Annotated in this window: 23 protein-coding genes; 16 read left to right on the top strand and 7 right to left on the bottom strand. The window is 33.1% G+C overall.

All coding sequences use genetic code 11. From position 1 onward, the window contains the following. Positions 1-1,169: 1,169 nt before the first annotated feature. The 3 genes from Z053_RS0109890 to Z053_RS0109880 are packed head-to-tail and all read left to right on the top strand — an operon-like array spanning position 1,170 to position 2,730. Positions 1,170-1,718 carry an RNA polymerase sigma factor gene (locus tag Z053_RS0109890; protein ID WP_025664860.1) on the top strand — a complete coding sequence of 183 codons (549 nt, stop codon included), beginning with the start codon at positions 1,170-1,172 and terminating at the stop codon, positions 1,716-1,718. Positions 1,719-1,749: 31 nt separating this feature from the next. Then, on the top strand, positions 1,750-2,274 hold the full coding sequence (locus tag Z053_RS0109885; RefSeq protein ID WP_025664859.1) for a hypothetical protein: 525 nt from the start codon (positions 1,750-1,752) through the stop codon (positions 2,272-2,274). Positions 2,275-2,283: 9 nt separating this feature from the next. Next, positions 2,284-2,730, top strand: a complete 447-nt coding sequence (locus tag Z053_RS0109880; protein ID WP_025664858.1) for a hypothetical protein — start codon at positions 2,284-2,286, stop codon at positions 2,728-2,730. A gap of 46 nt (positions 2,731-2,776) precedes the next feature. Here the strand turns inward: Z053_RS0109880 and Z053_RS0109875 are convergent, their stop codons facing one another. Further along, positions 2,777-3,841, bottom strand: a complete 1,065-nt coding sequence (locus Z053_RS0109875) for a WD40/YVTN/BNR-like repeat-containing protein (RefSeq protein WP_025664857.1) — start codon at positions 3,839-3,841, stop codon at positions 2,777-2,779. Positions 3,842-3,925: 84 nt separating this feature from the next. Between Z053_RS0109875 and Z053_RS0109870 the strand changes: the two genes are divergently transcribed. The 9 genes from Z053_RS0109870 to Z053_RS0109830 all read left to right on the top strand — a co-directional run bounded on the left by Z053_RS0109870 (position 3,926) and on the right by Z053_RS0109830 (position 18,230). Next, positions 3,926-5,137, top strand: a complete 1,212-nt coding sequence (locus Z053_RS0109870; protein ID WP_025664856.1) for an RsmB/NOP family class I SAM-dependent RNA methyltransferase — start codon at positions 3,926-3,928, stop codon at positions 5,135-5,137. A gap of 204 nt (positions 5,138-5,341) precedes the next feature. Then, positions 5,342-9,016: a phosphoribosylformylglycinamidine synthase gene (purL, locus tag Z053_RS0109865; protein ID WP_025664855.1), complete on the top strand. Its 3,675-nt coding sequence runs from the start codon at positions 5,342-5,344 to the stop codon at positions 9,014-9,016. Next, positions 9,013-9,570 (top strand): isochorismatase family protein, encoded by a 558-nt coding sequence (locus Z053_RS0109860; RefSeq protein WP_025664854.1) that lies wholly within the window; start codon positions 9,013-9,015, stop codon positions 9,568-9,570. Before purL ends, Z053_RS0109860 begins: the two co-directional genes overlap by 4 nt. Before the next feature lie 301 nt (positions 9,571-9,871). Next, positions 9,872-11,644, top strand: coding sequence for an AMP-dependent synthetase/ligase (locus Z053_RS0109855; RefSeq protein WP_025664853.1), 1,773 nt, complete (start codon positions 9,872-9,874; stop codon positions 11,642-11,644). Between the two features lie 195 nt (positions 11,645-11,839). Further along, a complete protein-coding gene (locus tag Z053_RS0109850) occupies positions 11,840-12,295 on the top strand; it encodes a MarR family winged helix-turn-helix transcriptional regulator (RefSeq protein WP_025664852.1) in 456 nt (151 codons plus the stop codon). 17 nt (positions 12,296-12,312) lie between these two features. Then, entirely contained in the window at positions 12,313-14,718 is a 2,406-nt protein-coding gene (locus Z053_RS0109845) for a 3-hydroxyacyl-CoA dehydrogenase/enoyl-CoA hydratase family protein (RefSeq protein ID WP_025664851.1), read from the top strand. A gap of 32 nt (positions 14,719-14,750) precedes the next feature. Beyond that, positions 14,751-15,011 (top strand): four helix bundle protein, encoded by a 261-nt coding sequence (locus Z053_RS28285; protein WP_316930171.1) that lies wholly within the window; start codon positions 14,751-14,753, stop codon positions 15,009-15,011. Positions 15,012-15,141: 130 nt separating this feature from the next. Next, positions 15,142-16,332, top strand: a complete 1,191-nt coding sequence (locus Z053_RS0109835) for an acetyl-CoA C-acyltransferase (protein WP_025664850.1) — start codon at positions 15,142-15,144, stop codon at positions 16,330-16,332. A gap of 86 nt (positions 16,333-16,418) precedes the next feature. Further along, positions 16,419-18,230, top strand: coding sequence for an acyl-CoA dehydrogenase family protein (locus tag Z053_RS0109830; protein ID WP_025664849.1), 1,812 nt, complete (start codon positions 16,419-16,421; stop codon positions 18,228-18,230). A gap of 136 nt (positions 18,231-18,366) precedes the next feature. Here Z053_RS0109830 and Z053_RS0109825 read toward each other — a convergent pair whose 3' ends face one another. From Z053_RS0109825 to Z053_RS0109805, 5 genes are all read right to left on the bottom strand, one after another. Continuing rightward, a complete protein-coding gene (locus Z053_RS0109825) occupies positions 18,367-18,582 on the bottom strand; it encodes a hypothetical protein (protein WP_025664848.1) in 216 nt (71 codons plus the stop codon). A 184-nt stretch (positions 18,583-18,766) separates the two neighbouring features. Next, positions 18,767-19,456, bottom strand: coding sequence for an ArsR/SmtB family transcription factor (locus Z053_RS0109820; RefSeq protein WP_025664847.1), 690 nt, complete (start codon positions 19,454-19,456; stop codon positions 18,767-18,769). Between the two features lie 97 nt (positions 19,457-19,553). After that, on the bottom strand, positions 19,554-20,024 hold the full coding sequence (locus tag Z053_RS0109815; RefSeq protein WP_025664846.1) for a DinB family protein: 471 nt from the start codon (positions 20,022-20,024) through the stop codon (positions 19,554-19,556). 10 nt (positions 20,025-20,034) lie between these two features. Continuing rightward, complete coding sequence (locus Z053_RS0109810; protein WP_025664845.1) at positions 20,035-20,427, bottom strand: hypothetical protein; 393 nt, start codon at positions 20,425-20,427, stop codon at positions 20,035-20,037. 8 nt (positions 20,428-20,435) lie between these two features. Further along, a complete protein-coding gene (locus tag Z053_RS0109805) occupies positions 20,436-20,891 on the bottom strand; it encodes an OsmC family protein (RefSeq protein WP_035095727.1) in 456 nt (151 codons plus the stop codon). Between the two features lie 178 nt (positions 20,892-21,069). On the opposite strand from Z053_RS0109805, the gene Z053_RS30035 reads away from it, so the two are divergent. The 3 genes from Z053_RS30035 (at position 21,070) to Z053_RS28275 (ending at position 24,318) form a co-directional block, all read left to right on the top strand. After that, positions 21,070-21,972, top strand: coding sequence for an MBL fold metallo-hydrolase (locus tag Z053_RS30035; protein ID WP_025664843.1), 903 nt, complete (start codon positions 21,070-21,072; stop codon positions 21,970-21,972). Between the two features lie 392 nt (positions 21,973-22,364). Continuing rightward, positions 22,365-23,159: a sugar-binding protein gene (locus tag Z053_RS0109795; protein WP_035095724.1), complete on the top strand. Its 795-nt coding sequence runs from the start codon at positions 22,365-22,367 to the stop codon at positions 23,157-23,159. A gap of 4 nt (positions 23,160-23,163) precedes the next feature. Continuing rightward, positions 23,164-24,318, top strand: a complete 1,155-nt coding sequence (locus Z053_RS28275; RefSeq protein WP_035095721.1) for an MFS transporter — start codon at positions 23,164-23,166, stop codon at positions 24,316-24,318. 50 nt (positions 24,319-24,368) lie between these two features. Here the strand turns inward: Z053_RS28275 and Z053_RS0109785 are convergent, their stop codons facing one another. Continuing rightward, on the bottom strand, positions 24,369-24,842 hold the full coding sequence (locus Z053_RS0109785; protein ID WP_255518894.1) for an RNA polymerase sigma factor: 474 nt from the start codon (positions 24,840-24,842) through the stop codon (positions 24,369-24,371). 202 nt (positions 24,843-25,044) lie between these two features. Here Z053_RS0109785 and Z053_RS0109780 point away from each other — a divergent pair, with 202 nt between their 5' ends. After that, positions 25,045-26,214 carry a FecR family protein gene (locus tag Z053_RS0109780; RefSeq protein WP_025664840.1) on the top strand — a complete coding sequence of 390 codons (1,170 nt, stop codon included), beginning with the start codon at positions 25,045-25,047 and terminating at the stop codon, positions 26,212-26,214. The last annotated feature ends 90 nt before the right edge of the window (positions 26,215-26,304 follow it).

Raw genomic sequence — 26,304 nt, 5'->3', positions numbered from 1 at the left:
TTATTAATATCTTCCATCTTGGGGGGGATGGAAAGACTAACTTTCTTTAATTATGGTGTAAATATAATGCAAAAATCCGGTACACACAAATAAAAATTGAATTTTACCTATAAAAAATACTTTTTATCAGCACAAATTAAAAATAAAATCATTTTTTTGTAGTATAAAACTTACAATATTGTTCATTAAATAAACAACAAATTTTCTTTAAGTAAAGGTTATCCAAAGTATAAAGCATAAAAAAGAGTGCTTTCGCACTCTTTCTCTTCACACAAATCATCTTAATTTAGGGGCTTACTCTAAAATTAAAACTCACTTTTATAAAAACTTTCATCTTGGGGGAAATGAAAGAACTCAATCATTATTACACTGTAAAGATAGTAATTATTTTTAATCTACCAAATAAAAAATGCATTTTATCTAATAATTACGCTTTTTAACATTAAAAGCTTAATATAAATTACATTTTTGTAATCTTTTACCTACAATTCAAGAAATTTAACCTAGTTGTGAAATATAAAAGTATTGAACATAAAAAAGAGTGCTTTCGCACTCTTTCTCTTCACACAAATCATCTTAATTTAGGGGCTTATTCTAAAATTAAAACTCACTTTTATAAAAACTTTCATCTTGGGGGGAATGAAAGAACTCAATCATTATTACACTGTAAAGATAGTAATTATTTTTAATCTACCAAATAAAAAATGCATTTTATCTAATAATTACGCTTTTTAACATTAAAAGCTTAATATAAATTACATTTTTGTAATCTTTTACCTACAATTCAAGAAATTTAACCTAGTTGTGAAATATAAAAGTATTGAACATAAAAAAGAGTGCTTTCGCACTCTTTCTCTTCACACAAATCATCTTAATTTAGGGGCTTACTCTAAAATTAAAACTCACTTTTATAAAAACTTTCATCTTGGGGGAAATGAAAGAACTCAATTATTAATTACACTGTAAAGATAGTAATTATTTTCAGATAACCAAACAAAAAGTGCTTTTTATCTATAAAAAAGGTAAATAATCATATTATTTAACATTTATTCCTACAAAATTCTTACAAAAATATTATACTACCCCAATTAAACCTTTTTTATGTACATTAGTCATATAGTAGTATTAAGATCAAATAATTGATCTTTTCAATAAAACTAATTTTACTTTTGAACACTCAGGAAGAACAAGACCTACTCATTGCCTTACAATCAGAAGAGCATATAAATATCGCTTTTGGTAAGCTTGTTGCTATATATCAACAGCGGCTTTATTGGCATATCAGGAATATGGTAAAAAATCATGATGACACAGACGACATATTACAAAATGTGTTTATTAAAGTATATAAGAATATAAAAAAATTTAAAGGAGATAGTAAATTATACTCATGGCTATATCGCATAGCAACAAATGAGTCTATTACTTTTCTTAATCAAAAAGCTAAAAAATATAATATTAGAAATGAAGAGTTAAGTTTACAGCTAATTCAGAACCTCGAAGCAGATGTATATTATGAGGGAGATCAGATACAACTAATGTTGCAAAAGGCAATAGCTACGCTACCACAAAAACAACAACAGGTTTTTAATATGAAATATTTTCAGGAACTAAAATATCGGGAGATGTCAGAAATTCTAGAAACCAGTGAAGGAGCATTAAAAGCATCATACCATTTAGCTTCAAAAAAAATTGAAGAATTTTTAAAAAAAGATTAAACCTTTTTATACTAAAAAAGTCTTACTATCAGTGAAAAAAGATAAATCACATAAAAACAATGGCGGTTTTAAAGTACCAGAAGGATATTTTGAAAGTTTTGAAAACAAACTTTTTGAAAAAATAGCTTCTGATACCGATAGCCAACTGAGCCCCAAAATGAATTCGGGTTTTAAAGTTCCCGAAGACTATTTTGCTACTCTGGAAGATACTATATTGCAAAAAATTGATGATGATAAACCAAAAGGAAAACTTATCTCATTACGAACCAGAAGAAATATTTTATACTTCTCTGGTATTGCCGCTATGATTGCTATTATCATATCTATATCCATACCAAAAGAATCAGAAGTAAATTTCGATTCTATTGAAATTGCTGATATACATGCTTATTTTAATGAAGAAGATGTTGAATTAAGTACTACAGAAATAGCAGCGCTATTAGATGATGATATTACATATTCGGAAACATTCGAAAAAGAATTAATCGATGATGAAACTTTATTAGAATATCTATCAGAAGAGGATTTAGATGATGATATTATATTTACAGAATAAAATAAACACATGAAAAAGATAATTTTACTTATTTGCCTTACCTGTTTTTCTATAGGTGCTTTTGCTCAACATGGGTCAAGAGAAAAAATAAAGGCATTTAAAATCGCATATATTACTGAAAAATTAGATTTAACCAGTAAAGAAGCACAGCAATTCTGGCCAGTTTATAATGCACATGAAGAGACCGTTGGAAAACTTAGACGTCAAGAACGTAAATTAATTAGGAGTATAAAAGAAGCCAATGATAACCCTAATGGTTTAAGTGATAAACAAGCAGAAGATGCTATAGATAGTTTTCTGGAGGTGGAAGAACAGAAATCACAATCTCGAAAAAAATTAATTGTCGATTTAAAGAAGATCATGCCTAATAAGAAAATTCTAAAACTCATAAAAGCAGAAGCAGATTTTCATAAACGTATGTTGGCAAGAATTAAGGAACGAAGAAAAAGGCACTAATACCGTTGTAATAAAACAGAAAAAGAGGTTGTTATAAACCTCTTTTTTATTTAAAAACCAGTTTGGCAATTCTTCCTTTACCTGCCGCTATTGCAATACTATCATTTATAAACCTTACCGTATAAAAACCTTCTTTACTTAATTCTTTCCAACTTTTTCCCAGATCATTAGAAATCGATATTCCTGTAAACCCAACAGCTACCATTTCTTTACCGCCACCATTAGGTATATATCGTATACAACTCTTATACCCTGCTCCACTACCATCTGATACTAATTCCCAGGTTTTCCCTCCATCTTTTGTAATCGCTTTATTCGCCTCATTACCTTCTGGAGCAGTATAATCTCCTCCATAAATAACACCGTTATTCTCGTCATAAAAATCAATAGAATACGCTCCTGTAGTTTCTTTTCCTTGAATGATAGGAGTATCATAAACTTCCCATGTTTTTCCTTTATCAGGAGAGAAAAACACCCTCGACTTCATTCCTCCTGTAGCTATCCATGTTTTATCGCCTATAATTGCAATGTTTCCATTACTTGCGGCAAATGCTGCTTCTCCATCAAAAGTTTTGGGTAGGTCTTCACAAGAAATCTTTTTCCAGGTGTCTCCTCCATCTCTTGTAATAAGTATAGACAAACACGTATCTGTAGGATCTCCCATTGCAATTCCTTCGTTAACATTCCAAAACGCAATTGCATCATAGAACGCCTTTTCGTGCATTTCGGTATATACTATTTTTTCCTCTTTACTCTTTCTATCTATTTTTCTTAACCGTGCAGGGGAACTTACTCCGAGACTAAAAAACGACTTATCGGTAAAAGCAACCGCACGTTGTTCTGCAATCCAGTTTTTCTTTTTTTCTATAGTATCAACCTCCGAAAACTCGATAATAGCCCTCTTTTCTGTAGCAAGATTTATAAAACCGTAGCCTTTATTATAACCAAAACCAATCAAAGTATCGTTATATATATCTAAGGCTCGTATACTTATAGAATCTTTTAAAATAGTTTCTATTTCAACTTTAGAAAAATGATGAGTAACCACTTTCTCTTCTGTAGTGCAAAAAACAAAAGTCAAAACAAATAATAAGGCATAGATTAGTTTCATAGGTTCTGATATCAATAATTATAGTCAAATATAATAGTATTTGATCACAAAGGTCTACCTTTGCACACCTTAAAAAATAATACAATGCGTTTACATAGAAATCTTGTCTTTGCTGTTATAGATGGATTACACGAAATATTTAATGAAGGAAGCTATGCAGATAAAGTGGTTCAGAAATTACTGAAACGAGACAAAAGATGGGGGTCACGTGATCGTAGTTTTATTGCAGAGACCGTATATGAAATTGTACGATGGAAACGCCTATATATCGAAATAGCTGAAGTAAAAGAGCCTTTCTCACGAGAAAACTTATGGAGAGTTTTTGCTGTATGGGCTACGCTAAGAGGGATTTCTTTACCCGATTGGAAACAAATTGCTCCTACACCTACTCGTCGTATCAAAGGGCGTTTTGATGAATTAAGTAAAATAAGAAAATTTAAAGAATCTATTCCCGATTGGATGGATCAATTAGGAGAACAGGAATTGGGTAAATTGTGGGATAAAGAAATTAGTGCACTTAATGAGCAGGCCCCCGTAATTCTTCGTGCAAATACTTTAAAAACATCAAGAGAAAAACTTAGAAGTCTACTAGAAGACGAAAAGATCGATACCGAATTTATTAAAGGGTATCCAAACGCACTTAGGCTTACCGAAAGAACGAATGTCTTTACCACAGAAGCATTCAAAAATGGATTATTTGAAGTACAAGATGCTTCTTCTCAATTGGTAGCCGATTTTCTAGAAGTACAGCCAGGGCAACGTGTTGTAGATACCTGTGCAGGTGCAGGTGGTAAAAGCCTTCATTTAGCAGCATTAATGCAAAATAAAGGACAGGTTATTGCTATGGATATTTATGGCAACAAGCTTAAAGAGCTTAAAAGAAGAGCACGTAGAGATGGTGCACACAATATCGAAACCCGAGTTATTGAAAGCACAAAAGACATCAAAAAATTACATGGTAAAGCAGATCGTGTTCTTATCGATGCTCCTTGTAGTGGTTTGGGAGTATTGCGACGAAATCCCGATGCTAAATGGAAATTACAACCAGAGTTTTTAGATAAAATCAGACATACACAAGCCGAAATACTTGAGAATTATTCTAAAATGGTAAAACCCGGAGGGAAATTAGTATACGCAACCTGTTCTATTCTACCGTCAGAAAATCAGGATCAGGTAAAGAATTTCCTTTCTAAAGAAACAGGAAATGATTTCACTTTAATCAAAGATAAGAAAGTACTTTCGCATCAATCCGGATATGACGGGTTTTATATGGCATTGTTAGAAAGAAAACAATAAATCGACTACAATACAATACTCGTTGTTCTAGTGATAATGTTTAGGACAATTCATTCTAATAAAAATAGTTTCACAATTAGATTTCTGAAACATTGTTCAAAATTCGGTGAATAACTCTGGGATTCTATCTTAGTTTTTTACCAAATTTTAGTAAGAAAGTAGTAAATTTGCAGCTTAATAAAAATCAACACAAATAATCGAAGTATGATTCACTTCTTCGGAAACCAAAACGAGAAAGTATTTGCAGTTCAAACAGCTAATGAAATCTCCCCAGAAACTATAAAAAAATTAACCTGGTTATTTGGCAACCAACCTCAACTATCTGCGGCGTCTATTGACGCTTTTTTTGTTGGTCCTCGTGCCGCAATGATTACTCCATGGAGTACCAATGCCGTAGAGATCACTCAGAATATGGGTATAGAAGGGATTATACGAATAGAAGAATTTAATAGTGTTACAAAAGATTATACTGATTTTGATCCTATGCTCTCTCAAAAGTATAGCAAATTAGATCAGGAGATCTATACCATAGATATAGAACCAGAATCGATTATAGAAATTGATGATATTGCTGCTTATAATATTGCTGAAGGTTTAGCGCTTAGTGATGACGAGATTGAATACCTCCAAGGAGTAAGTAAAAAAATAGGGAGACAACTTACAGACTCAGAAGTTTTTGGGTTTTCGCAAGTAAATTCTGAGCACTGTCGTCATAAAATATTTAACGGGACTTTTGTGATTGATGGAGAAGAACAACCTACTTCACTTTTTAAACTAATCAAAAAGACATCAGAGACACATCCAAACGATATTGTTTCTGCTTATAAAGATAATGTAGCCTTTATAAAAGGACCAAAAGTTACTCAGTTTGCCCCAAAAACTGCTGATAAGCCTGATTTTTATCAGGAAACCGAATTTAATAGTGTGATTTCTCTTAAAGCAGAAACGCATAATTTCCCTACTACTGTAGAACCATTTAATGGGGCCGCAACGGGATCTGGAGGAGAAATCAGAGATCGTCTTGCCGGAGGAAAAGGATCTTTACCTCTTGCCGGAACCGCAGTATATATGACCTCTTATTCGCGATTACAAGATAATCGCCCATGGGAACATACCATGAAAGAAAGAGATTGGCTATACCAAACCCCAATGGATATTTTAATAAAAGCTTCTAACGGAGCTTCTGATTTTGGAAATAAATTTGGTCAGCCTCTAATTACAGGATCTGTACTTACTTTTGAACATGAAGAAGATGCTCGCAAACTTGGTTTCGACAAGGTAATTATGCAGGCAGGTGGGATTGGATATGGTAAAGCTGAACAAGCTATTAAAGCCACTCCAGAAAAAGGAGATAAAATTGTAATTCTGGGAGGAGAAAATTATCGGATTGGTATGGGAGGTGCAGCAGTATCTTCTGCAGATACAGGAGAATTTAGCAGCGGTATCGAATTAAATGCGATACAGCGCTCTAATCCAGAAATGCAAAAGCGTGCTTCTAATGCTATTAGAGGTATGGTAGAAAGCGAAGAAAATACGATTGTATCAATACATGATCATGGTGCAGGAGGGCACCTTAATTGCCTTTCTGAATTGGTAGAAGAAACTGGAGGAAAAATCGATTTGGATAAACTACCTGTAGGCGACCCCACATTATCTGCAAAAGAAATCATCGGTAACGAATCCCAGGAACGTATGGGATTAGTGATCGGTCAACAAAATATAGATATACTACAACGTATTGCAGAGCGTGAACGCTCACCTATGTACGAAGTAGGAGATGTTACCGGAGATCATCGTTTTACCTTTCAATCCAAGACCAAAGGAGATACACCAATGGATCTGGCATTAGAAGATATGTTTGGTAGTTCTCCCAAAACCATAATGAACGACAAAACCATTGATCGTAAATATGATAATCTTTCTTATAGCAAAGAAAATTTTCGAAACTATCTCGAACAAGTACTACAATTAGAAGCTGTTGCCTGTAAAGATTGGTTAACCAATAAGGTGGATCGATGTGTAGGAGGAAAAGTTGCGAAACAACAATGTGCTGGGCCATTACAATTACCTTTAAATAATTGTGGAGTTATGGCTCTTGATTATAATGGTAAAGAAGGTATTGCAACTAGCATTGGGCACTCTCCTATCTCAGGTTTAATTAACCCGGAAGCTGGTAGCAAAAATTCTATTGCCGAAGCGTTGACTAATATCATATGGGCACCACTACATGAAGGTTTGCAATCTGTCTCTTTATCTGCAAACTGGATGTGGCCTTGTAAAAATGAAGGAGAAGATGCAAGATTATATAAAGCGGTAAAAGCAATTTCAGATTTTGCAATTGATTTAGGAATCAATGTGCCTACGGGTAAAGATTCACTATCTATGAAGCAAAAATACCCAAATGAAGAAGTTATTGCCCCCGGAACCGTAGTGATATCTGCAGCTGCACATTGTAATGACATCACCAAAATTGTTGAACCCGTTTTACAAAAAAATGGTGGCGATATCTATTATATTAATCTTTCTAATGATAAACATCAGCTTGGAGGCTCTTCATTTGCACAAATATTAAATAAAATTGGTTCTGAAGCACCAAATATTAAGAACGCTGCCGATTTTAAGAACACCTTTAATGTGATTCAAGATCTAATTAGAGAAGATAAAATCGTAGCAGGTCATGATATAGCTTCAGGAGGTTTGATCACTACATTATTAGAGTTGTGTTTTGCAGATCTTAATCTTGGAGCAGAGCTTGATCTTACCAAAATTGGAGAACCTGATTCAGTTAAGTTATTGTTTGCAGAAAATTCGGGAATTGTTTTTCAGAGTGCTTCAAACTCAGATATCGAGTCTATTCTTTCTAAAAACAATATTGAGTTTTTCAATATCGGTACCATAAAAGAAGAAGCTTCTTTATCAATTAAAAATCAAAACGACTCTTTTGATCTTCCTATAGAAGAATTAAGAAATACATGGTATACAACTTCTTTCTTATTAGATCAAAAACAAACTGCAAATGATTTAGCAAAAGATCGGTTTGAAAATTATGCAAACCAACCACTACACTATTCTTTTCCAAAACACTTTGATGGTAAACGACCTGTGATTTCTAATGAGTTTAAAAGACCAAAAGCAGCTATCATACGTGAAAAAGGAAGTAATTCTGAACGTGAAATGGCTAATGCCATGTATCTGGCCGGTTTTGATGTAAAGGATGTGCATATGACCGATTTGATTTCTGGTCGTGAAACATTAGAAGATATTCAGTTTATTGGAGCCGTAGGAGGTTTTTCTAATAGTGATGTTTTAGGATCTGCCAAAGGATGGGCAGGTGCCTTTTTATATAATGAAAAAGCAAATACAACCTTAAAAAACTTCTTCAAAAGAGAAGACACTTTATCTGTAGGTATTTGTAACGGTTGCCAGTTATTTATGGAATTGGAGGTTATTAATCCAGAACATAAAAAACATGGTAAACTAACCCATAATGATTCTCACAAGCATGAAAGTAGTTTTACTTCTGTAAAAGTACAGGATAATAACTCTGTAATGCTATCTACTTTGGCAGGAAGTACACTGGGAGTATGGATTTCTCATGGCGAAGGAAAATTTGATTTACCTCTTCCCGAAGACCAATACAACATTGTAGCAAAATATGGGTATGAAGGATATCCTTCTAATCCTAACGGTTCGGATTATAATACAGCTATGATGACAGATAAAACTGGTCGTCATTTGGTAATGATGCCTCATATTGAGCGTTCAATTTTTCAATGGAACTGGGCCAACTATCCGCAAGATAGACATGACGAAGTGTCCCCATGGATCGAGGCCTTTGTAAATGCCCGAAAATGGTTAGAAAAAAGTGCTTCTGAATGAAAAACAGAAAAGCGCTCTTAATAATTGATATGCAAAAGGGGTCTTTTACTTCAAAAACTCCACGGTATGATACAAAAGGAGTCGTAGGTAGAATTAATACGCTTGCTCAACTATTTAGAGCCTCTGATTTTCCTGTGCTTTTTGTTCAACATGATGGTACAAAAATGAATGAGTTTATACCAAATACAGTAGAGTGGGAATTATTAGATGATATAGAAACTAAAACAACAGATCTTTTTGTAGACAAATATGCAAATGATATATTTTATAAATCAAGGCTTCAATCAAAACTAAACAACCTAAATATTAACGAGTTATTTATTACAGGCTGTGCGACTGATTTTTGTGTCGCATCAACTGTCCAATCGGCTTTAACAAAGGACTATAATATAACTGTGATAGAAGATGGTCACACCACAGGAGACAGACCCCACTTAAAAGCCAAAAAAGTAATTGAGCATTATAATTGGGTTTGGCAAAATATGATTCCAACCAATGGAAAAGTAGAGGTTAAAAATTTTGAATGCATAAAAAATGACCTAATAAGGCATTAAATTTCTTCTTCTATAAATTTTATTAATACTATTTTTAGGCCTTTAAACAATAAATATTTCATTAAAAACGATAAAATATTGAGGAGTTAACAAATTAAAGCTCCTTTTTTTTATATCTTAGAGTTGTGTATTATAAGATTTTTTATAATTTGCGAAACTATGCGCGCATAATAGTTCTTTTAAGTTCTTAGGCAATGGTGTATTCTAATTTGTTTATCTGTAAATTAGTTACCCAATTACCTTAAAAACAACCATCGAAAAAGAGCTTTAGAAGGCTACAAAAATTATTTTTAAACAACTTATGACAAAAATTACGAGATTATTTGATTTCCCACATTATCAATTAGAAAAATTTAATTTAGACAAGGCTTTAATAACTAAATATAATGGTGAATGGATTGCTACTTCTACTAAGGAATATGTAGAAAAAGCAAATCAAATTAGCCGTGGTTTGTTACGATTAGGAGTAAAACCCAATGATAAAATAGCAATTATATCTTCTAATAACAGAACAGAATGGAATATCACAGACATTGGTGCTCTTCAAATTGGAGCACAGGATGTTCCTATTTATCCTACAATTTCTCAAGAAGATTATGAATATGTTTTAAATCATTCTGAAGCTACATACTGTTTTGTTTCCGATGAAGAAGTATTTCAGAAAGTTAAAAACATTAAAGATAATGTACCTTCATTAAAAGAAGTCTATTCTTATGATGATATTTCAGGTTGTAAAAGTTGGAATGAAGTTCTTGAATTAGGTAAAGATAACAGTAACCAATCCGAAGTAGAAGAAATTATGGCTTCTGTAACAGAAGATGATCTTGCTACTCTAATATATACTTCAGGAACTACAGGAAGACCTAAAGGTGTGATGCTAAGTCATAAAAATGTAGTGAGCAATGCTATAAACAGCTCTACCCGGTTCCCTATTGTAGATGGAGAAACAAAAGCTCTAAGTTTTCTTCCCGTATGTCATATTTATGAAAGAATGTTAATGTATTTATATCAATATCGCGGTGTAGGTATATATTTTGCAGAATCTTTAGAAACTATTAGTGACAACCTAAAAGAGGTTAGACCCGAGGTTATGACTGCGGTACCGAGATTACTAGAGAAAGTATATGACAAAATTATTGCCAAAGGAGCTGATCTCACAGGTATTAAAAAGAAATTATTCTTTTGGGCAGTAGATCTAGGGTTAAAATACGAACCTTATGGAGTAAATGGCTGGTGGTATGAAAAAAAATTAGGTCTCGCTCGAAAACTTATTTTTAGCAAATGGCAAGAAGCTCTGGGAGGTAATTTAAAATTAATTGCTTCTGGTAGTGCTGCACTACAGCCAAGACTTGCACGAATATTTAATGCGGCAGGAATGGGAGTTATGGAAGGATATGGCCTTACCGAAACGTCCCCTGTAATCTCTGTAAATGAAACAGGAAACAGAGGAATGAAAATAGGCACTGTAGGAAGAATGATCCCAGATACCGAAGTAAAAATAGCAGAAGATGGTGAGATTCTGGTAAAAGGTCCTCAAGTAATGTTAGGATATTATAAAGATGAAGAAAAAACCAAAGAGGTATTAAAAAATGGGTATTTTCATACCGGAGATATTGGTGAAGTTGATAGTGATGGTTTTTTGCGTATTACCGATCGTAAAAAAGAAATGTTTAAAACTTCTGGAGGTAAATATGTCGCTCCGCAATTAATAGAAAACGCCATGAAACAATCTCGTTTTATCGAGCAAATAATGGTAATTGGTGAAGGAGAAAAAATGCCTGCAGCATTTATACAACCTAATTTCGAGTTTTTAAAAGAATGGGCAGAGCGTAAAGGCATACAAATAGGAAACTCTATGTCAGAAGCTCTTAAAAATCAATCAATTATTGATCGTTACCAGGAAGAAATCGACGAGCATAATAAAAAGTTCGGAAAATGGGAACGTGTTAAACGATTCGAACTTACAGCAGATGAATGGAGTATTGATGCGGGTCACCTCACTCCTACTATGAAATTAAAAAGAAAAATAATAAAAGAAAAATACAAAGATCTTTATTCTAAAATTTATGGCTAATTCAATTAACTGATTACAACGCAAAACATATGTAAGCTTTAACTGTTAATCAGTAAACTCCTCATTTTATGGGGAGTTTTTTTATTAATTCAACAAAAAAGTGTAAATTACATCAACTTTTCTCAATTTTTTACTTTATTTATTATGCACGCATAATAAATTTTCTTACCTTTACATTTATAATAATTTTTTTGAATGAGAGAAAAGACAATCGATTATGCACTTAGAGCTACCTGGATGGCAGTTGCTAAGATGTATAATGAGGAAGCCAGCAAAAAAGGAAGTACAATGGCTACTGGATTTGCATTACTAAGCATAGATCCAGAAAGCGGTACACCTTCTACTTCATTAGGTCCCAAAATGGGAATGGAAGCTACAAGTTTATCACGCACTTTGAAAACCATGGAGGAAAAAGGATTGATTTTCAGAAAGAAAAACCCTCAGGATGGACGTGGTGTATTGATTTATCTCACTCCGTTTGGTCTAGAAATGAGAAATTTCTCTAAAGAAGTGGTTTTTACTTTTGATGCTACAGTAAGAAAACATGTACCACAAGAAAAATTAGATATTTTCTTAGAAGTGTTTCAGACCATAAATGATCTGATATCATCCAAAAAAATTTACTCAAAACAAGAATCTATAAAACCTTAACAACTCTAAGTTAAAAAATGAAAAGAATCATTAAAAAAGTTGCAGTTATCGGTTCAGGAATCATGGGATCCGGTATTGCATGTCATTTCGCTAATATTGGTGTCGAAGTACTATTACTCGATATAGTCCCTCGAGAACTTAACGACAAAGAAAAAGCGAAAGGCCTTACTCTTGACAACAAAGTGGTGCGTAATCGATTAGTAAATGATTCGCTTACTGCTGCTCTTAAATCCAAACCCTCTCCTATATACCATCAAAAATTTGCAAATCGAATCACTACAGGAAACCTGGAAGATGATATCGCAAAAGTTGCAGATGTAGATTGGATTATAGAAGTTGTTGTAGAAAGATTAGATATCAAAAAAATAGTTTTTGAGAATCTTGAAAAACACAGAACACCAGGTACATTAATTACTTCTAATACCTCTGGTATTCCTATTCATTTTATGAGTGAAGGAAGAAGTGAAGATTTCCAAAAACATTTCTGCGGAACTCATTTCTTTAACCCTGCTCGTTATCTTAAATTATTCGAAATCATTCCTGGTCCAAATACTTCTCAGGAAGTTTTGGATTTTCTAAATGGTTATGGAGAACAATACCTGGGAAAAACTTCTGTAGTTGCAAAAGACACTCCTGCTTTTATTGGTAATAGAATAGGAATCTTTAGTATTATGAGTTTATTCCATATGGTAAAAGAAATGGGATTAACCATAGAAGAAGTTGATAAACTTACTGGTCCTGTAATCGGTCGTCCAAAATCGGCTACATTCCGTACTGTAGATGTGGTAGGTCTCGATACTCTGGTTCATGTGGCTAATGGTATTGCCGATAATTGCCCAGATGACGAACGTCATGAGTTATTCAAACTTCCGGATTTCATCAACTCTATGATGGAAAACAAATGGTTAGGAAGCAAAACCAAGCAGGGATTTTATAAAAAGAATGTTGGTGCCGATGGAAAAAGAGAAATCTTGTCTTTGGATTTAGATACTTTAGAATATAGAGAAAAGAAAAGAGCCTCTTTTGCTACTCTTGAAATGACAAAAACTATAGATAAAGTAGTAGATCGTTTTAAAGTATTAGTATCTGGTAAAGATAAAGCTGGAGAATTTTATCGTAAAAATTTATCTGCATTATTCGCATATGTTTCCAATCGTATTCCTGAAATTACAGACGATTTATATAAAATCGATGATGCAATGAAAGCTGGTTTTGGCTGGGAACATGGTCCTTTTCAGATCTGGGATGCTGTCGGAGTAGAAAAAGGAATCGAAATGATGCGTGCAGAAGGTTATGAACCTGCTTCATGGGTACTGGATATGATCGCATCAGGAAGTACTTCCTTTTATACCGTAAATAACGGAGCTACATTTTTCTATGATATTCCTAAAAAAGAACAGGTAAAAGTACCAGGACAAGATGCATTTATCATTCTGGATAATATTCGTAAATCTTCAGAAGTATTTAAAAATAGCGGAGTCGTAGTAGAAGATCTTGGTGATGGAATCCTAAATGTAGAGTTTCAAAGTAAGATGAACACTATTGGTGGTGATGTGCTAGCCGGACTAAACAAAGCTATCGATATTGCTGAAAAAGATTTTCAGGGATTGGTTGTTGGTAATCAGGCTGCGAATTTCTCTGTAGGTGCAAATATCGGAATGATATTTATGATGGCTGTTGAGCAAGAATATGATGAGCTTAATATGGCAATTAAATACTTCCAGGATTCTATGATGCGCATGCGTTATTCTTCAATCCCAACAATTGCTGCTCCTCATGGTATGACGCTCGGTGGAGGATGTGAGCTTTCTTTGCATGCCGATAAAGTAGTTGCTGCTGCAGAAACATATATAGGACTCGTAGAATTTGGTGTTGGCGTTATCCCCGGTGGTGGTGGATCCAAAGAAATGGCATTAAGAGCGTCAGATACTTTTAAGAAAAATGATGTAGAACTTAATGTACTACAGGAACATTTCTTAACTATAGGTATGGCCAAAGTATCTACTTCTGCTTATGAAGCATATGATACCAACATCCTTCAAAAAGGAAAAGATATTGTAGTCGTTAATAAAGATCGCCAGATTGCTACAGCAAAAGCACATGCAAAATTAATGGCAGAACAAGGGTATACACAACCTGTAAAACGTAAGGATGTAAAAGTCTTAGGGAAACAAGCATTAGGTATGTTCTTGGTAGGAACTGACTCTATGGAAGCTAGTAAATATATTTCTGAGCATGATCACAAAATAGCTAATAAGTTAGGATATGTAATGGCAGGAGGAGATTTATCTGAACCAACATTGGTTACAGAACAATACTTATTGGATCTAGAACGTGAAGCTTTCTTGTCACTTTGTACAGAACGTAAGACTCTTGAGCGTATCGAGCATATGCTTAAAAAAGGAAAACCGTTACGTAATTAGTATGGAGAATTTAGTATTGAGTAATTAGATAAATGATGCACAAAGTTGAAGATTTGAAAATATGGAAAAAATCAATTGATTTAGCCAAATCTGTATATCAACTTACCAGTCAGCTTCCATCTAATGAAAAATATGGCTTAGTTTCTCATATAAAACGTAGTGCTATTTCTGTTTCTTCTAACATTGTTGAAGGTGCTGGAAGAAATTCAAGTAAAGAATTTAAACATTTTTTAAGTATTGCTAATGGTTCATGTTATGAACTCCATACACAATTAATATTAGTAATAGAATAAAATATAATAAGTAAAGAAAAAGTAGAACATGTTATTGAATTATGTATTGAAATACAGAAAATGAATTATTCTTTTCAAAAAAGATTATAAATCTCAATACTAACATCTCAATACTCAATACTATAAAACAATGAAAACAGCATATATAGTAAAAGCATATAGAACAGCCGTAGGAAAAGCTCCTCGCGGAGTGTTCAGGTTTAAACGAACAGATGAATTGGCAGCCGAAACCATAGCACATATGATGAAAGAGCTTCCTAACCTTGACAAAGCACGTATCGACGATGTAATTGTTGGTAATGCTATGCCCGAAGGGTCTCAAGGATTAAATATGGCACGTTTAATCTCATTAATGGGGTTAAATTCTGTTGATGTTCCCGGAGTAACGGTAAATAGATTTTGTTCATCAGGAATAGAAACTATTGGTATTGCAACAGCCAAAATACAATCTGGAATGGCAGATTGCATTATTGCAGGTGGAGCAGAAAGCATGAGCGCAGTTCCTATGACAGGGTATAAGACAGAACTTAATTATGACTTAGCCAAATCAGGGCATGAAGATTATTACTGGGGAATGGGTAATACTGCAGAAGCAGTTGCTCATCAATTCAAAGTATCTCGAGAAGATCAAGATGAATTTGCATATAACTCCCATATGAAGGCCTTAAAAGCTCAAGCAGAAAATCGTTTTCAGGATCAAATTGTTCCTATTAATGTAGAGCAAATCTACGTTGATGAAAATGGGAAAAAGGCAACAAAATCATATACTGTATCTAAAGATGAAGGACCTCGTGCCGGAACTAGTAAAGAAGTGCTAGGTAAACTTAGACCTGTATTCGAAGCTGGAGGAAGTGTAACTGCTGGTAATTCTTCACAAATGAGTGATGGTGCTGCTTTTGTGATGGTCATGAGTGAAGAAATGGTTAAAGAACTAAACCTTGAACCTATTGCAAGACTAGTTAATTATGCCGCTGCCGGTGTAGAACCAAGAATCATGGGTATTGGCCCCGTAAAAGCTATTCCGAAAGCTTTAAAACAAGCCGGATTAAAACAAGATGATGTAGAACTTATAGAACTTAATGAAGCTTTTGCTTCTCAATCTCTTGCAGTAATGAGAGAATTAGGTCTCAATCAGGATATCGTGAATGTTAATGGAGGTGCAATTGCATTAGGACACCCGTTAGGGTGTACGGGAGCAAAACTTTCGGTTCAATTATTCGACGAAATGCGTAAACGTGATATGAAAGGTAAATACGGAATGGTAACCATGTGTGTAGGTACAGGGCAAGGTGCCGCAGGTATTTATGAATTTTTAAATTAAAATTAAAATTAGAATTGAGATCTAAGTATTAAAAAATTACATTTTTAATTGGCCTCAATACTAACTACTAAAACCTTACTAAAAAAATGAGTGATAAAACTATAAATAAAGATATTCTTAGAGGAGGACAATTCCTTGTTAAAGAAACAAATTGTGAAGATGTATTTACTCCAGAAGATTTTTCTGAGGAGCAAAGAATGATGCGTGATAGCGCTAGAGAATTTGTAGATCGTGAGCTATGGGCACATTGGGAGCGATTCGAAAGTAAAGACTATGCATATACAGAAGAGTGTATGCGTAAAGCTGGTGAACTTGGACTTTTAGGAGTTTCTGTACCCGAAGCATATGATGGTCTGGGAATGGGATTCGTATCTACCATGTTAGTTTGTGATTATATCTCTGGAGCTACCGGATCGTTTAGTACTGCTTTTGGAGCTCATACCGGTATCGGTACTATGCCAATCACCTTATATGGTAATGAAGAGCAAAAGAAAAAATATGTTCCTAAGCTTGCTACCGGTGAGTGGTTCGGAGCATACTGCTTAACAGAACCAGGTGCGGGATCAGATGCTAATTCTGGTAAAACAAAAGCCGTTCTTTCTGAAGATGGAACGCATTATTTGATTTCTGGACAGAAAATGTGGATATCTAATGCTGGTTTCTGTAGTTTGTTTATTGTTTTTGCTCGTATTGAAGACGATAAAAATATTACAGGATTTATTGTAGAAAATGATCCATCTAATGGAATTTCTCTCGGTGACGAAGAAAAGAAGTTAGGTATTCACTCTTCTTCTACTCGCCAAGTATTCTTTAGCGATACCAAAGTACCGGTAGAAAACATGTTATCAGAAAGAGGTAATGGGTTTAAAATTGCAATGAACGCATTAAATGTAGGCCGTATCAAACTTGCTGCTGCCTGTCTTGATGCGCAACGTCGTGTGATTGGTGAGGCAACTAAATATGCTAATGAACGTATCCAGTTCAAAACACCTATTATGAATTTTGGTGCTATTAAAGCTAAAATTGCAGAAATGGCGACTAATACATATGCCGATGAATCTGCCAGTTACAGAGCAGCAAAAAATATCGAAGATAGAATTGCTATTCGTCAAGCAGAAGGAAACACACATCAGGAAGCAGAACTAAAAGGTGTCGAAGAATATGCAATCGAATGTTCTATTCTTAAAGTTGCCGTTTCTGAAGACGTACAAAGTTGTACTGATGAAGGTGTACAGATTTTTGGTGGTATGGGATTCTCTGCAGATACCCCAATGGAATCTGCATGGAGAGATGCTCGTATCTCCCGTATCTATGAAGGTACCAACGAGATCAATCGTATGCTTGCCGTAGGGATGTTAGTAAAGAAAGCGATGAAAGGCCATGTAGATCTTCTGGGACCTGCCATGAAAGTTGCAGATGAACTTACCGGTATTCCATCTTTTGACACTCCTGATTATTCAGTTTTATTTTCTGAAGAAAAAGAAATCATAGCTAAGCTTAAGAAGGTATTCTTAATGGTAGCAGGAGCTGCTGTTCAAAAATTTGGACCGCAACTAGAGGATCATCAACAGTTGTTACTAGCTGCTTCAGACATTTTAATTGAAATTTACATGGCTGAATCTGCAATCTTACGTACCGAGAAAAATGCAAAACGTTTTGGTGAAGAAGCTCAGGAGACTCAAATAGCAATGTCTCAATTATATCTGTACAATGCGGTAGATATCATTATTAGAAAAGGAAAAGAAGGAATAGTTTCTTTTGCAGAAGGAGATGAACAACGAATGATGTTAATGGGACTTAAGCGTTTTACTAAATATGCAAATCAACCAAATGTAGTTGCATTAAGAACCAAAATTGCTGATAAAATTGCCAAAGAAAATGGGTATTTTATTGGGTAATCATTAGAATATAAAGAAAGAGATTATACATTAAACTCTGTTTGAATAAAAAAATAATTTTATTCAAACAGAGTTTAAATTACACTTCCCTAGATAAAGGGTGATCTTTTTATATTCCTAAAGAAATTGCCAGAAATTATTTCCATACATATACATCTTGCTTAAAAGAGGTCGTTTCTTCTATATTATTTTCATTATCTTCATTATTCTCATCATTTTTATTATTTTTTGCAAGAGTTTCTTCTTTTGATTCTCTATTGGGAGTGTCAAGAATACTGTCATCTTTTTCACAGCTACCTATAAAAATAACCAGTACTAATACCATAATTGTTTCAAGAATTGTTTTTTTCATAATTTGTTTTAAAAATTTAAGATATTGCTAATAATTAATCACATGATAAACAACAAAATATATGATAGGCCAGCTATATGGCACTAAACATGTTTTGTTAAAATCAAAATTAGGGGTCGAAGTTTTTTTTCACCCCCCTCTTTTCCGTGAAAAATAATATTTCTTGATATAAAAGATGATTACTCTAGATTTCTAGGTTTAGTCTTGTTTTCAATTCTAGCTTTCCTTTTCCTGTTACCAAAATCTCTCTTGAATCTTTCTTCCTTCGTATCCAGTCATTTTGTAACATCATTGTAAGAAAAGAGGCCCCCAATGCACCTGCCAGGTGGTGTCTACGTTCACTCCAATCTAAACATGGATGAGCAAAAGATCGTTTTTGCAACATTACATCATTGATATCAATACCAACATTTTGAAACCAATTCTTTCCTATAGAAGTAATTTTATAGGTTCGCTCTACAATTTCAACCATACCATTATCTAGCAAGGCATCAGTAATTTTTACACCAATTTCTCCTGCCAAATGATCATAACAGGTTCTGGCATATGTAATACCTTTAAGTTCTGGCTTTTTTGTTCTGATATATTCATCATTAATAGATACTAGCCCTGCCATAGATTCAATAACTTGAGCTACTTCTGAGCTTGCATACCTATAATACCGATGTCTTCCTTGTTTTTCTACCTGCAATATATTAGCCAGAATCATTTTTTTTAAATGATTACTCGCTGATTGTGCAGAGATATTAGCACATACAGATAACTCAAGAGCTGTATATGCTCTACCATCAAGTAAACACCATAGCATCACAGATCGAGATTTATCCCCTAATAAAGAGGCAATCTCAGCAAATTTATTTTCAAACTCTTCCATTAACTATTATCACAATATGATCTGGTTTCAATACACAAAACTAATACAATAACATTTGTGCATTGAATTTACTATAATATAACCGATATCATCATTTTCAATCCCATATTTTAGGTCTTTTTACTCCAAGTGTTCTTAAATAATCAAGCATCTGTCCCATGTGCACTGCTTCATGAAACACAATTCTATTGAGATAGTCACCAAGTTTTTTGCTCTGCCCTACTTCTGTTCTTTCTATTCTTATGTTTTCAAGATCTGCCTCTGTTACCCCTTCTATCATATTAAGAAAATTCTTTCTATAACTTTTTGCCATCTCTAGCTCAAACTCCAGATCTTCATACTTCATTCCTTGCCATGGTGAATGATAATTACCCAGGTTTCCTCTATTTTCAATTATTTTATGAAATAAATGTTCGGTTTCTAATACATGTCTAATCATTTCAATAATTGAGAATGCATTTTTATCTGGTTTCCAATCAAAATATTCTTCTGGTATTCCATTCCAAAGTTTAATACTTCGCCTTCTTGTTTCTATACAGTTTAATAAAATAATTTCTATCGAATTCATAATGTGTGTTTTAATATATTCCTCTACTCCAATTCTCTGAAACTACTTTACCTTTTTCATGATCGTCTACAACTAATATTAACTGATTATCGTGATCACTATATTGTGTTATTATATTAATATTATTTTTTTCCATCAAACGGCAAATTTTTCCTAACTGCCCAGGTACTCCCTGATTTAATTTCTGAATTAGTACTTTATTAATTGTAAAGACTTCTACCCCATAAGATTCTAATGCTTTCTTTCCTTTCTCTGCATCCTCTACCAAAAAATTGGCTACTCCTATATTGTTATGTACAAAAACACCTCCCCCTTCGAGGCTCACTCCTGCATTTCCTAAAACCTCTCCCATTTCTGCCAAAGCTCCGGGTTTATTGTCTAATTTGATTGCTAAATTTCTCATACTTGATTTTATATTAGTTTAATTTGAATATTTGCTATAATAGAGTTCGCGATATAGCAATTAGAATGTGCTAGATTATGCATTTGCTCTATAGTTTTTATTGAAGGAGAGTTTTCTTTAAAAATTACCTTAGGGAATAACGTAATCGTAGTAATTGCTTTTTTTCCATTTATTTCTTTTAACAACCCTACAGGATGATCTTCATAACGCTCTACAACGTATTTTTTCTTTGAAGCAATAGAAAGAAAAAATAGCATATGACAACTCGAAACAGATGCTAAAAACGCTTCTTCAGGATCTACAGCAGATGCATCAGACATTGGAGTAGGAATTATGTCTGGAGAAGAAGAAGCTAGTACTTCTGCGCCTCCATCAAAATGCCAGGTATGCGCCCTGCTATATTTTCCATCTTTAAATATTTCATGTTGATTTTTCTTCCAAAATATTCTTGCCGAGTGTTTCATTTTACGTATTGGTTTCTGTGTAATGCAAAAGTAAAACAGCTTTATTTTTTTTATTTCATTCTAGAATGAAGTGTCAAATTCTAGCATGTTAACCAAAAGACATGTATATCGTCTGTTTTTAAAGAAAATATTTTCTTATTGTATCTTTAACAAGGCATACAACTAATATTATTAAAACATGAAAACAACAACACCGATTATAATGATCATCTTTTATATAGTGGTAGTAGTTGCTTGTGCCGATAATGACAACACTGCAAAAAACCCTATCATTGAAACTGAAAATGAAGGAATTACAATAACATCTAATTGGTATGACGTAGATTATCTAAAAGATAAAACTTATATTATTAAAGAGCCTAAAAGTTCTCAGACCAATGTGAGTTATTTATTAATCGGAGATAATAAAGCTATAATGTATGATACTGGTTCTGGTGAAAATGAACCTGAAAATGGAACTAAAATTAAGCATATCACAGACCAATTAACCAATTTGCCGGTTTCTCTTTTACTCTCACATTTTCATTTTGACCACAATCAAAACATATCAGAATTCGAAAACATTGTTTTTCCAGATTTACCTTTTTTAAAAGAACGTATCACTGGGGATAATATATTTTCTTTTACTACCGGAGATCTGTTTATAGGAGAACATCCATCTCAAGTACAAGTAAATGAATGGCTCCCAGTTAACGAGGATATAGATCTGGGTAATAGAATTATACAATTGGTTAATATCCCTGGTCATACCATAGAATCTACCGCAATTATTGACAAGACCAACAAAATTGCTTTTTTAGGAGATTACTTATATAATGGGGCTTTATTTTTATTTAACAACAATGATCTTAATGTATATAGAGAAAGTATTGATCATCTCATCTCTATTTTAGATTCTGATTATACGCTCTATGGTGCTCATGGTGCTCCAAAAATTGCTTTTAACAAACTACAAACCCTTAAGGATTTCTTAATATGTATCGAAAATAACAATTGTCAATCTTCGACTGCAACTCTATGGGGATATAATGTAAAACGTTATAATTATAGTGGGATGGAAATAATTATTTTTCAATTGTAATACACTTTACATAGACAAAAAATGTATGGTATTTATATACGATATTCCATATTTTTTCGTCCCAAACAATAATAACCAAGAGCTCCTTATTATTATTTAGCACCTAAATTCTGTCTATATATCTTTTACCTCATCCTTTTATTACTTACACAGAATAAAAGAAAAACCTAGTGTTTTGTTTAAAAATGAGTATTACGTTTTATTGAATGCTTACTAAAATCAAAACTCAACTTAATACACTTTTTAATATCATATGAATATAAAATATCTATTTCTGGTTATCCCGTAATCTACCGTTAGAAATACAAATGATTATTACTTATTTATATGCTACAACTAATTTTTAAATTTTGTTCACTACATTTATCATGATTATGTCACTAAATCTCATTATGAAAAGAATACTTTTATTATTCATTTTATTATTTATACTAAGCTGTAAAAAAAACCTTCCTAACTCGACTAACGACGAACTGGCAATCCTAGATCAAAAAGATTTACGAAAACAGAACGTTAAAATTGATCATCAAATCAGAAAAGTTAAAAAAGCAGTAATTGTTCCTAAGTTAGATGGCATGATGAATGACCCTATATGGAAAGAAGCTACCTGGTATGGTTTTGATCAAAGATGGTTAGGGGCACCTTATACCTTTGATGATTTTTTTGGAAGATATAAAGTGGTCTGGACTCCAGAGGCCTTATATGTATTAGTCGAAATCAAGGATGATGTTTTATTTGATCAAAACAAAGATCCGTTAAGTTTATGGTGGGATGATGATTGTGTAGAAATTTTTATTGACGCAGATAATTCTGGCGGAGATCATCAATATTCTAATAATGCATTTGCATACCATGTGGCATTAGATGGAAATGTGGTGGATCTGGATAAGCATAAAAAACCTTTACTATATAACAATCATGTTAGTTCTAAACGTGTTACTAATGGTGATGTATCGGTATGGGAATTTGAGATTATCGTATATGATGACACTTATGAAGAAGGAAAAGTTAATGACCCAATGATCTTAAAAAAAGATCAGAAACTAGGTTTCGCTATTGCTTATAATGATAATGATGGCAGCAAAGAAAGAGAAAATTTTATAGGTTCTGTTTTTATCCCGGGAGAAGAAAAAAACCTGGGATGGATTAATGCCGATATTTTCGGCACAATCATTTTAGAAGAATAATGTATTGAAATCAAAATTCTACATACTCCCGGTGATTATCATTTCGCAGTTTTTTTGTACTTCGCTATGGTTTGCTGGTAATGCTGTTATCGATGACCTTGCCTCTCAGTTTAATGTGGGGTTTAATATTCTGGGGTATCTTTTATCCTTTGTACAATTCGGGTTTATTGTAGGAACACTTACATTTGCTTTGTTAACATTAGCCGATCGGTTTTCTCCTTCTCGTATATTTATGATTTGTGCCTTTTTAGGAGGGCTTAGTAACCTATCATTGCTTATTCCTGACATCACAGTTTTTAATTTACTTACAGCAAGATTTGGTACTGGTTTTTTCCTTGCAGGAATATATCCTATTGGTATGAAAATAGCTTCTGATTATTATAAAGATGGGCTCGGAAAAGCGCTTGGATATCTTGTAGGTGCTTTGGTATTAGGAACAGCTTTTCCTCACTTAATTAATCAATTTTCATGGAGTAGTGATTATAAAGCAGTCATTATTAGTACATCTATTTTAGCATTTGTTGGAGGATCAGCAATGTGGTTTTTGGTTCCTGATGGTCCATATAGAAAACTTGTTTCTAAGCTTCAACTTGGGATAGTCACACAACTTTTTAACATCCCCAGTTTTAAAAAAGCTGCTTTTGGATATTTTGGGCATATGTGGGAACTCTATGCATTTTGGGGGTTTATCCCTATTATCCTTAAAACGTATTCTCGCCTACAATCTATACAACTACCGGTGCCATTTTGGTCTTTTATTATCATAGGTGTTGGTTTTATTTCTTGTATTCTAGGCGGTTTGATTTCATTAAAAACCGGGAGTAGAAAAGTAGCATATAATTCATTATTAGTTTCTGGAATATTTTGCCTTGCTTCTCCCCTGCTTTTCCTATTACCACCCGAATTATTTTTAATTGCTTTAAGTATTTGGGGGATGTTAGTCATTTCCGATTCCCCTCAATTCTCAACAATGGTAGCTGCTGCTGTACCACCCGAATTAAGAGGCACAGCTCTTACAATTATCAATTGTATTGGATTTGCCATTACTATAATTAGTATTCAGCTATTATCTTTTTTAACAGGAAAATTAGACAACACTATGCTATATGTATTCTTAAGTATAGGCCCTATTTTCGGAATATATACATTAAGAAAATAAGTATCTAAGTATTAATAGGTTTGAAAGTATTCTTTTTAATAAGAGATATCCTAATCAATAGGCTCTAGAGCTTCTTTAATTCTTGACATAGCTTTTGACATTTGAGCTTCAACAGTTTTTATCGAAATATCCAATTGTTCTGCTACCTCTTTATATTTAAACCCTTGAATTTTATTTAAAACAAATACTTCTTTACATTTTGGAGGAAGTTTTTCGATTTCTGCCTGAACAAGGTGTATTTTCTTCTTGATAAAATCAGTATCGTCCTCTACAAAAATATCTAAAGTGTTTTTTTGTATTTGTTCTATATAACTTAACTCTTTTTTATTTTTATTATAAGTATCTATCAATTCATAATAACATGCTTTATATAAATAACTCTTGATAGAAGTATTAATATTTAATTTTTTTTTATTCTTCCAAATCTTAAGCATTACGTTCTGAACAACGTCTTCTGACTGTTGTTTATTCCTTGATAAACTATAGATATAGGAGCACAATTCGTTATAGTACATTTCATACAAATGCCTATATACAAACTCATTACCTTTCTTAAGTTCCTTTATTTGGGTCTCGTTCTTTATAGTATTCTTTTTTTAACTCATTTTTAAACCCTCTCGCAAAACAATTAACAAAAACTTTACATAAATAATAAAAAAAATAGTTTCCGAAGTAAGGGTTTTTTATTTTTTTCAAGTCTTAACTATAAATAAGCCAATAATTCGCATGAAAAAAAATAAAGATTTGGATATAAATCAAATACTTAAATACCTAAATAATGAGATGTCCGAACGAGAACTCACCGAGTTCAAAAAATTATTGAATGATGAAGAAAATTTAAACGAATTTAAAAAATACATTATCACCGATCATTACATCCAATTAGGCAAAAATGATTTTGATAATCAAAAAGCAGCATCATCATTCCAAAAACATATACAAAGTACAAAATCTCATACTAAAATCCGCAAAAATAGAATCAATAATTATTTAAAATATGCTGCAGTTTTTGTAGGGCTTATAATTGGCAGTACTTTATACTACAACAATACTTTTTTTGGTACTGATTCTACTCTAGACGAAGTAACATTACAGTTAAGCGATGGTACTCTTGAAACCATACAAGAGAATGAGTTATTTAAAGAAATTAAAAATAATGATGGTACTGTAGTAGGGGTTCAGGAAAAAGGTAAAATAGTATATCACAACGAAAAAAATAACATCGCTGAAGTAACGCCAAGGATCAATACGTTAAAAGTTCCTTATGGAAGAAAATTTCAATTAGAACTATCTGATGGTACAACGGTTCATGTTAATGCAGGTTCTACATTAAAATTCCCTGTACATTTTGTTGCCGGGCAGGTTCGTGAAGTAGAATTATCTGGTGAAGCCTATTTTGAAGTTGCCAGAAATGAAGAAGCTCCGTTCGTTGTATCTACCAATGGTATTAAAACTGAAGTTTTAGGAACAAAATTTAACGTCTCTTCTTATGCTGATGATCCATTTTCTGAGGTTGTTCTGGTAGAAGGTAGTGTTGGAGTATTTAAAAATAAAGGACGATTTAATAAAGATACCGATCAAATACTTAAACCAAATCAAAAGGCTAGTCTTTTGAAATCAGAGCGGAATTTGAATATTTCTACAGTAAAAACAGAAAATTATACCGCTTGGGTTGATGGAATATTACTCTTTAAAAATGAAAGTTTTGAGAATATCATTAAGAAACTAGAGAGGTCTTACGACAAGAAAATAACAATTAATTACCAAAAAATAAAGAAAGAAAAATTTACAGGTCAGTTCGATGTAGAAAATATAGAAGATGTGCTAAAAACGTTTAAAAGCAATACCTTCTTTAATTTCACCATCAAAGAAAATGAAATAATTATTAACCCCTAAAGCAAAAAAAGTATGTTTCCAAAATGATTAGAAAACAAAAAAATCGAGAAATGCTGCAACATCTCCCGATTTAGAGTAAGCGTAATTTAA

The sequence above is a fragment of the Aquimarina megaterium XH134 genome, assembly GCF_000520975.1.
Classification (GTDB): Bacteria; Bacteroidota; Bacteroidia; order Flavobacteriales; family Flavobacteriaceae; genus Aquimarina; species Aquimarina megaterium.
The sequence above is the reverse complement of the archived record's forward strand: the minus strand, read 5'-3'. Positions and strand labels throughout refer to the sequence as shown.

Excerpts from the sequence above, each read along its gene's own strand:
- Z053_RS30035 (WP_025664843.1), top strand. The coding sequence starts at position 21,070 with ATGAAAACAACAACACCGATTATAATGATCATCTTTTATATAGTGGTA.
- purL (WP_025664855.1), top strand. The coding sequence starts at position 5,342 with ATGATTCACTTCTTCGGAAACCAAAACGAGAAAGTATTTGCAGTTCAA.
- Z053_RS0109810 (WP_025664845.1), bottom strand. The coding sequence starts at position 20,427 with ATGAGAAATTTAGCAATCAAATTAGACAATAAACCCGGAGCTTTGGCA.
- Z053_RS0109870 (WP_025664856.1), top strand. The coding sequence starts at position 3,926 with ATGCGTTTACATAGAAATCTTGTCTTTGCTGTTATAGATGGATTACAC.
- Z053_RS0109820 (WP_025664847.1), bottom strand. The coding sequence starts at position 19,456 with ATGGAAGAGTTTGAAAATAAATTTGCTGAGATTGCCTCTTTATTAGGG.
- Z053_RS0109855 (WP_025664853.1), top strand. The coding sequence starts at position 9,872 with ATGACAAAAATTACGAGATTATTTGATTTCCCACATTATCAATTAGAA.
- Z053_RS28285 (WP_316930171.1), top strand. The coding sequence starts at position 14,751 with ATGATGCACAAAGTTGAAGATTTGAAAATATGGAAAAAATCAATTGAT.
- Z053_RS0109825 (WP_025664848.1), bottom strand. The coding sequence starts at position 18,582 with ATGAAAAAAACAATTCTTGAAACAATTATGGTATTAGTACTGGTTATT.
- Z053_RS0109880 (WP_025664858.1), top strand. The coding sequence starts at position 2,284 with ATGAAAAAGATAATTTTACTTATTTGCCTTACCTGTTTTTCTATAGGT.
- Z053_RS0109850 (WP_025664852.1), top strand. The coding sequence starts at position 11,840 with ATGAGAGAAAAGACAATCGATTATGCACTTAGAGCTACCTGGATGGCA.
- Z053_RS0109845 (WP_025664851.1), top strand. The coding sequence starts at position 12,313 with ATGAAAAGAATCATTAAAAAAGTTGCAGTTATCGGTTCAGGAATCATG.
- Z053_RS0109795 (WP_035095724.1), top strand. The coding sequence starts at position 22,365 with ATGAAAAGAATACTTTTATTATTCATTTTATTATTTATACTAAGCTGT.
- Z053_RS0109815 (WP_025664846.1), bottom strand. The coding sequence starts at position 20,024 with ATGAATTCGATAGAAATTATTTTATTAAACTGTATAGAAACAAGAAGG.
- Z053_RS0109830 (WP_025664849.1), top strand. The coding sequence starts at position 16,419 with ATGAGTGATAAAACTATAAATAAAGATATTCTTAGAGGAGGACAATTC.
- Z053_RS0109780 (WP_025664840.1), top strand. The coding sequence starts at position 25,045 with ATGAAAAAAAATAAAGATTTGGATATAAATCAAATACTTAAATACCTA.
- Z053_RS0109860 (WP_025664854.1), top strand. The coding sequence starts at position 9,013 with ATGAAAAACAGAAAAGCGCTCTTAATAATTGATATGCAAAAGGGGTCT.
- Z053_RS0109875 (WP_025664857.1), bottom strand. The coding sequence starts at position 3,841 with ATGAAACTAATCTATGCCTTATTATTTGTTTTGACTTTTGTTTTTTGC.
- Z053_RS0109805 (WP_035095727.1), bottom strand. The coding sequence starts at position 20,891 with ATGAAACACTCGGCAAGAATATTTTGGAAGAAAAATCAACATGAAATA.
- Z053_RS0109835 (WP_025664850.1), top strand. The coding sequence starts at position 15,142 with ATGAAAACAGCATATATAGTAAAAGCATATAGAACAGCCGTAGGAAAA.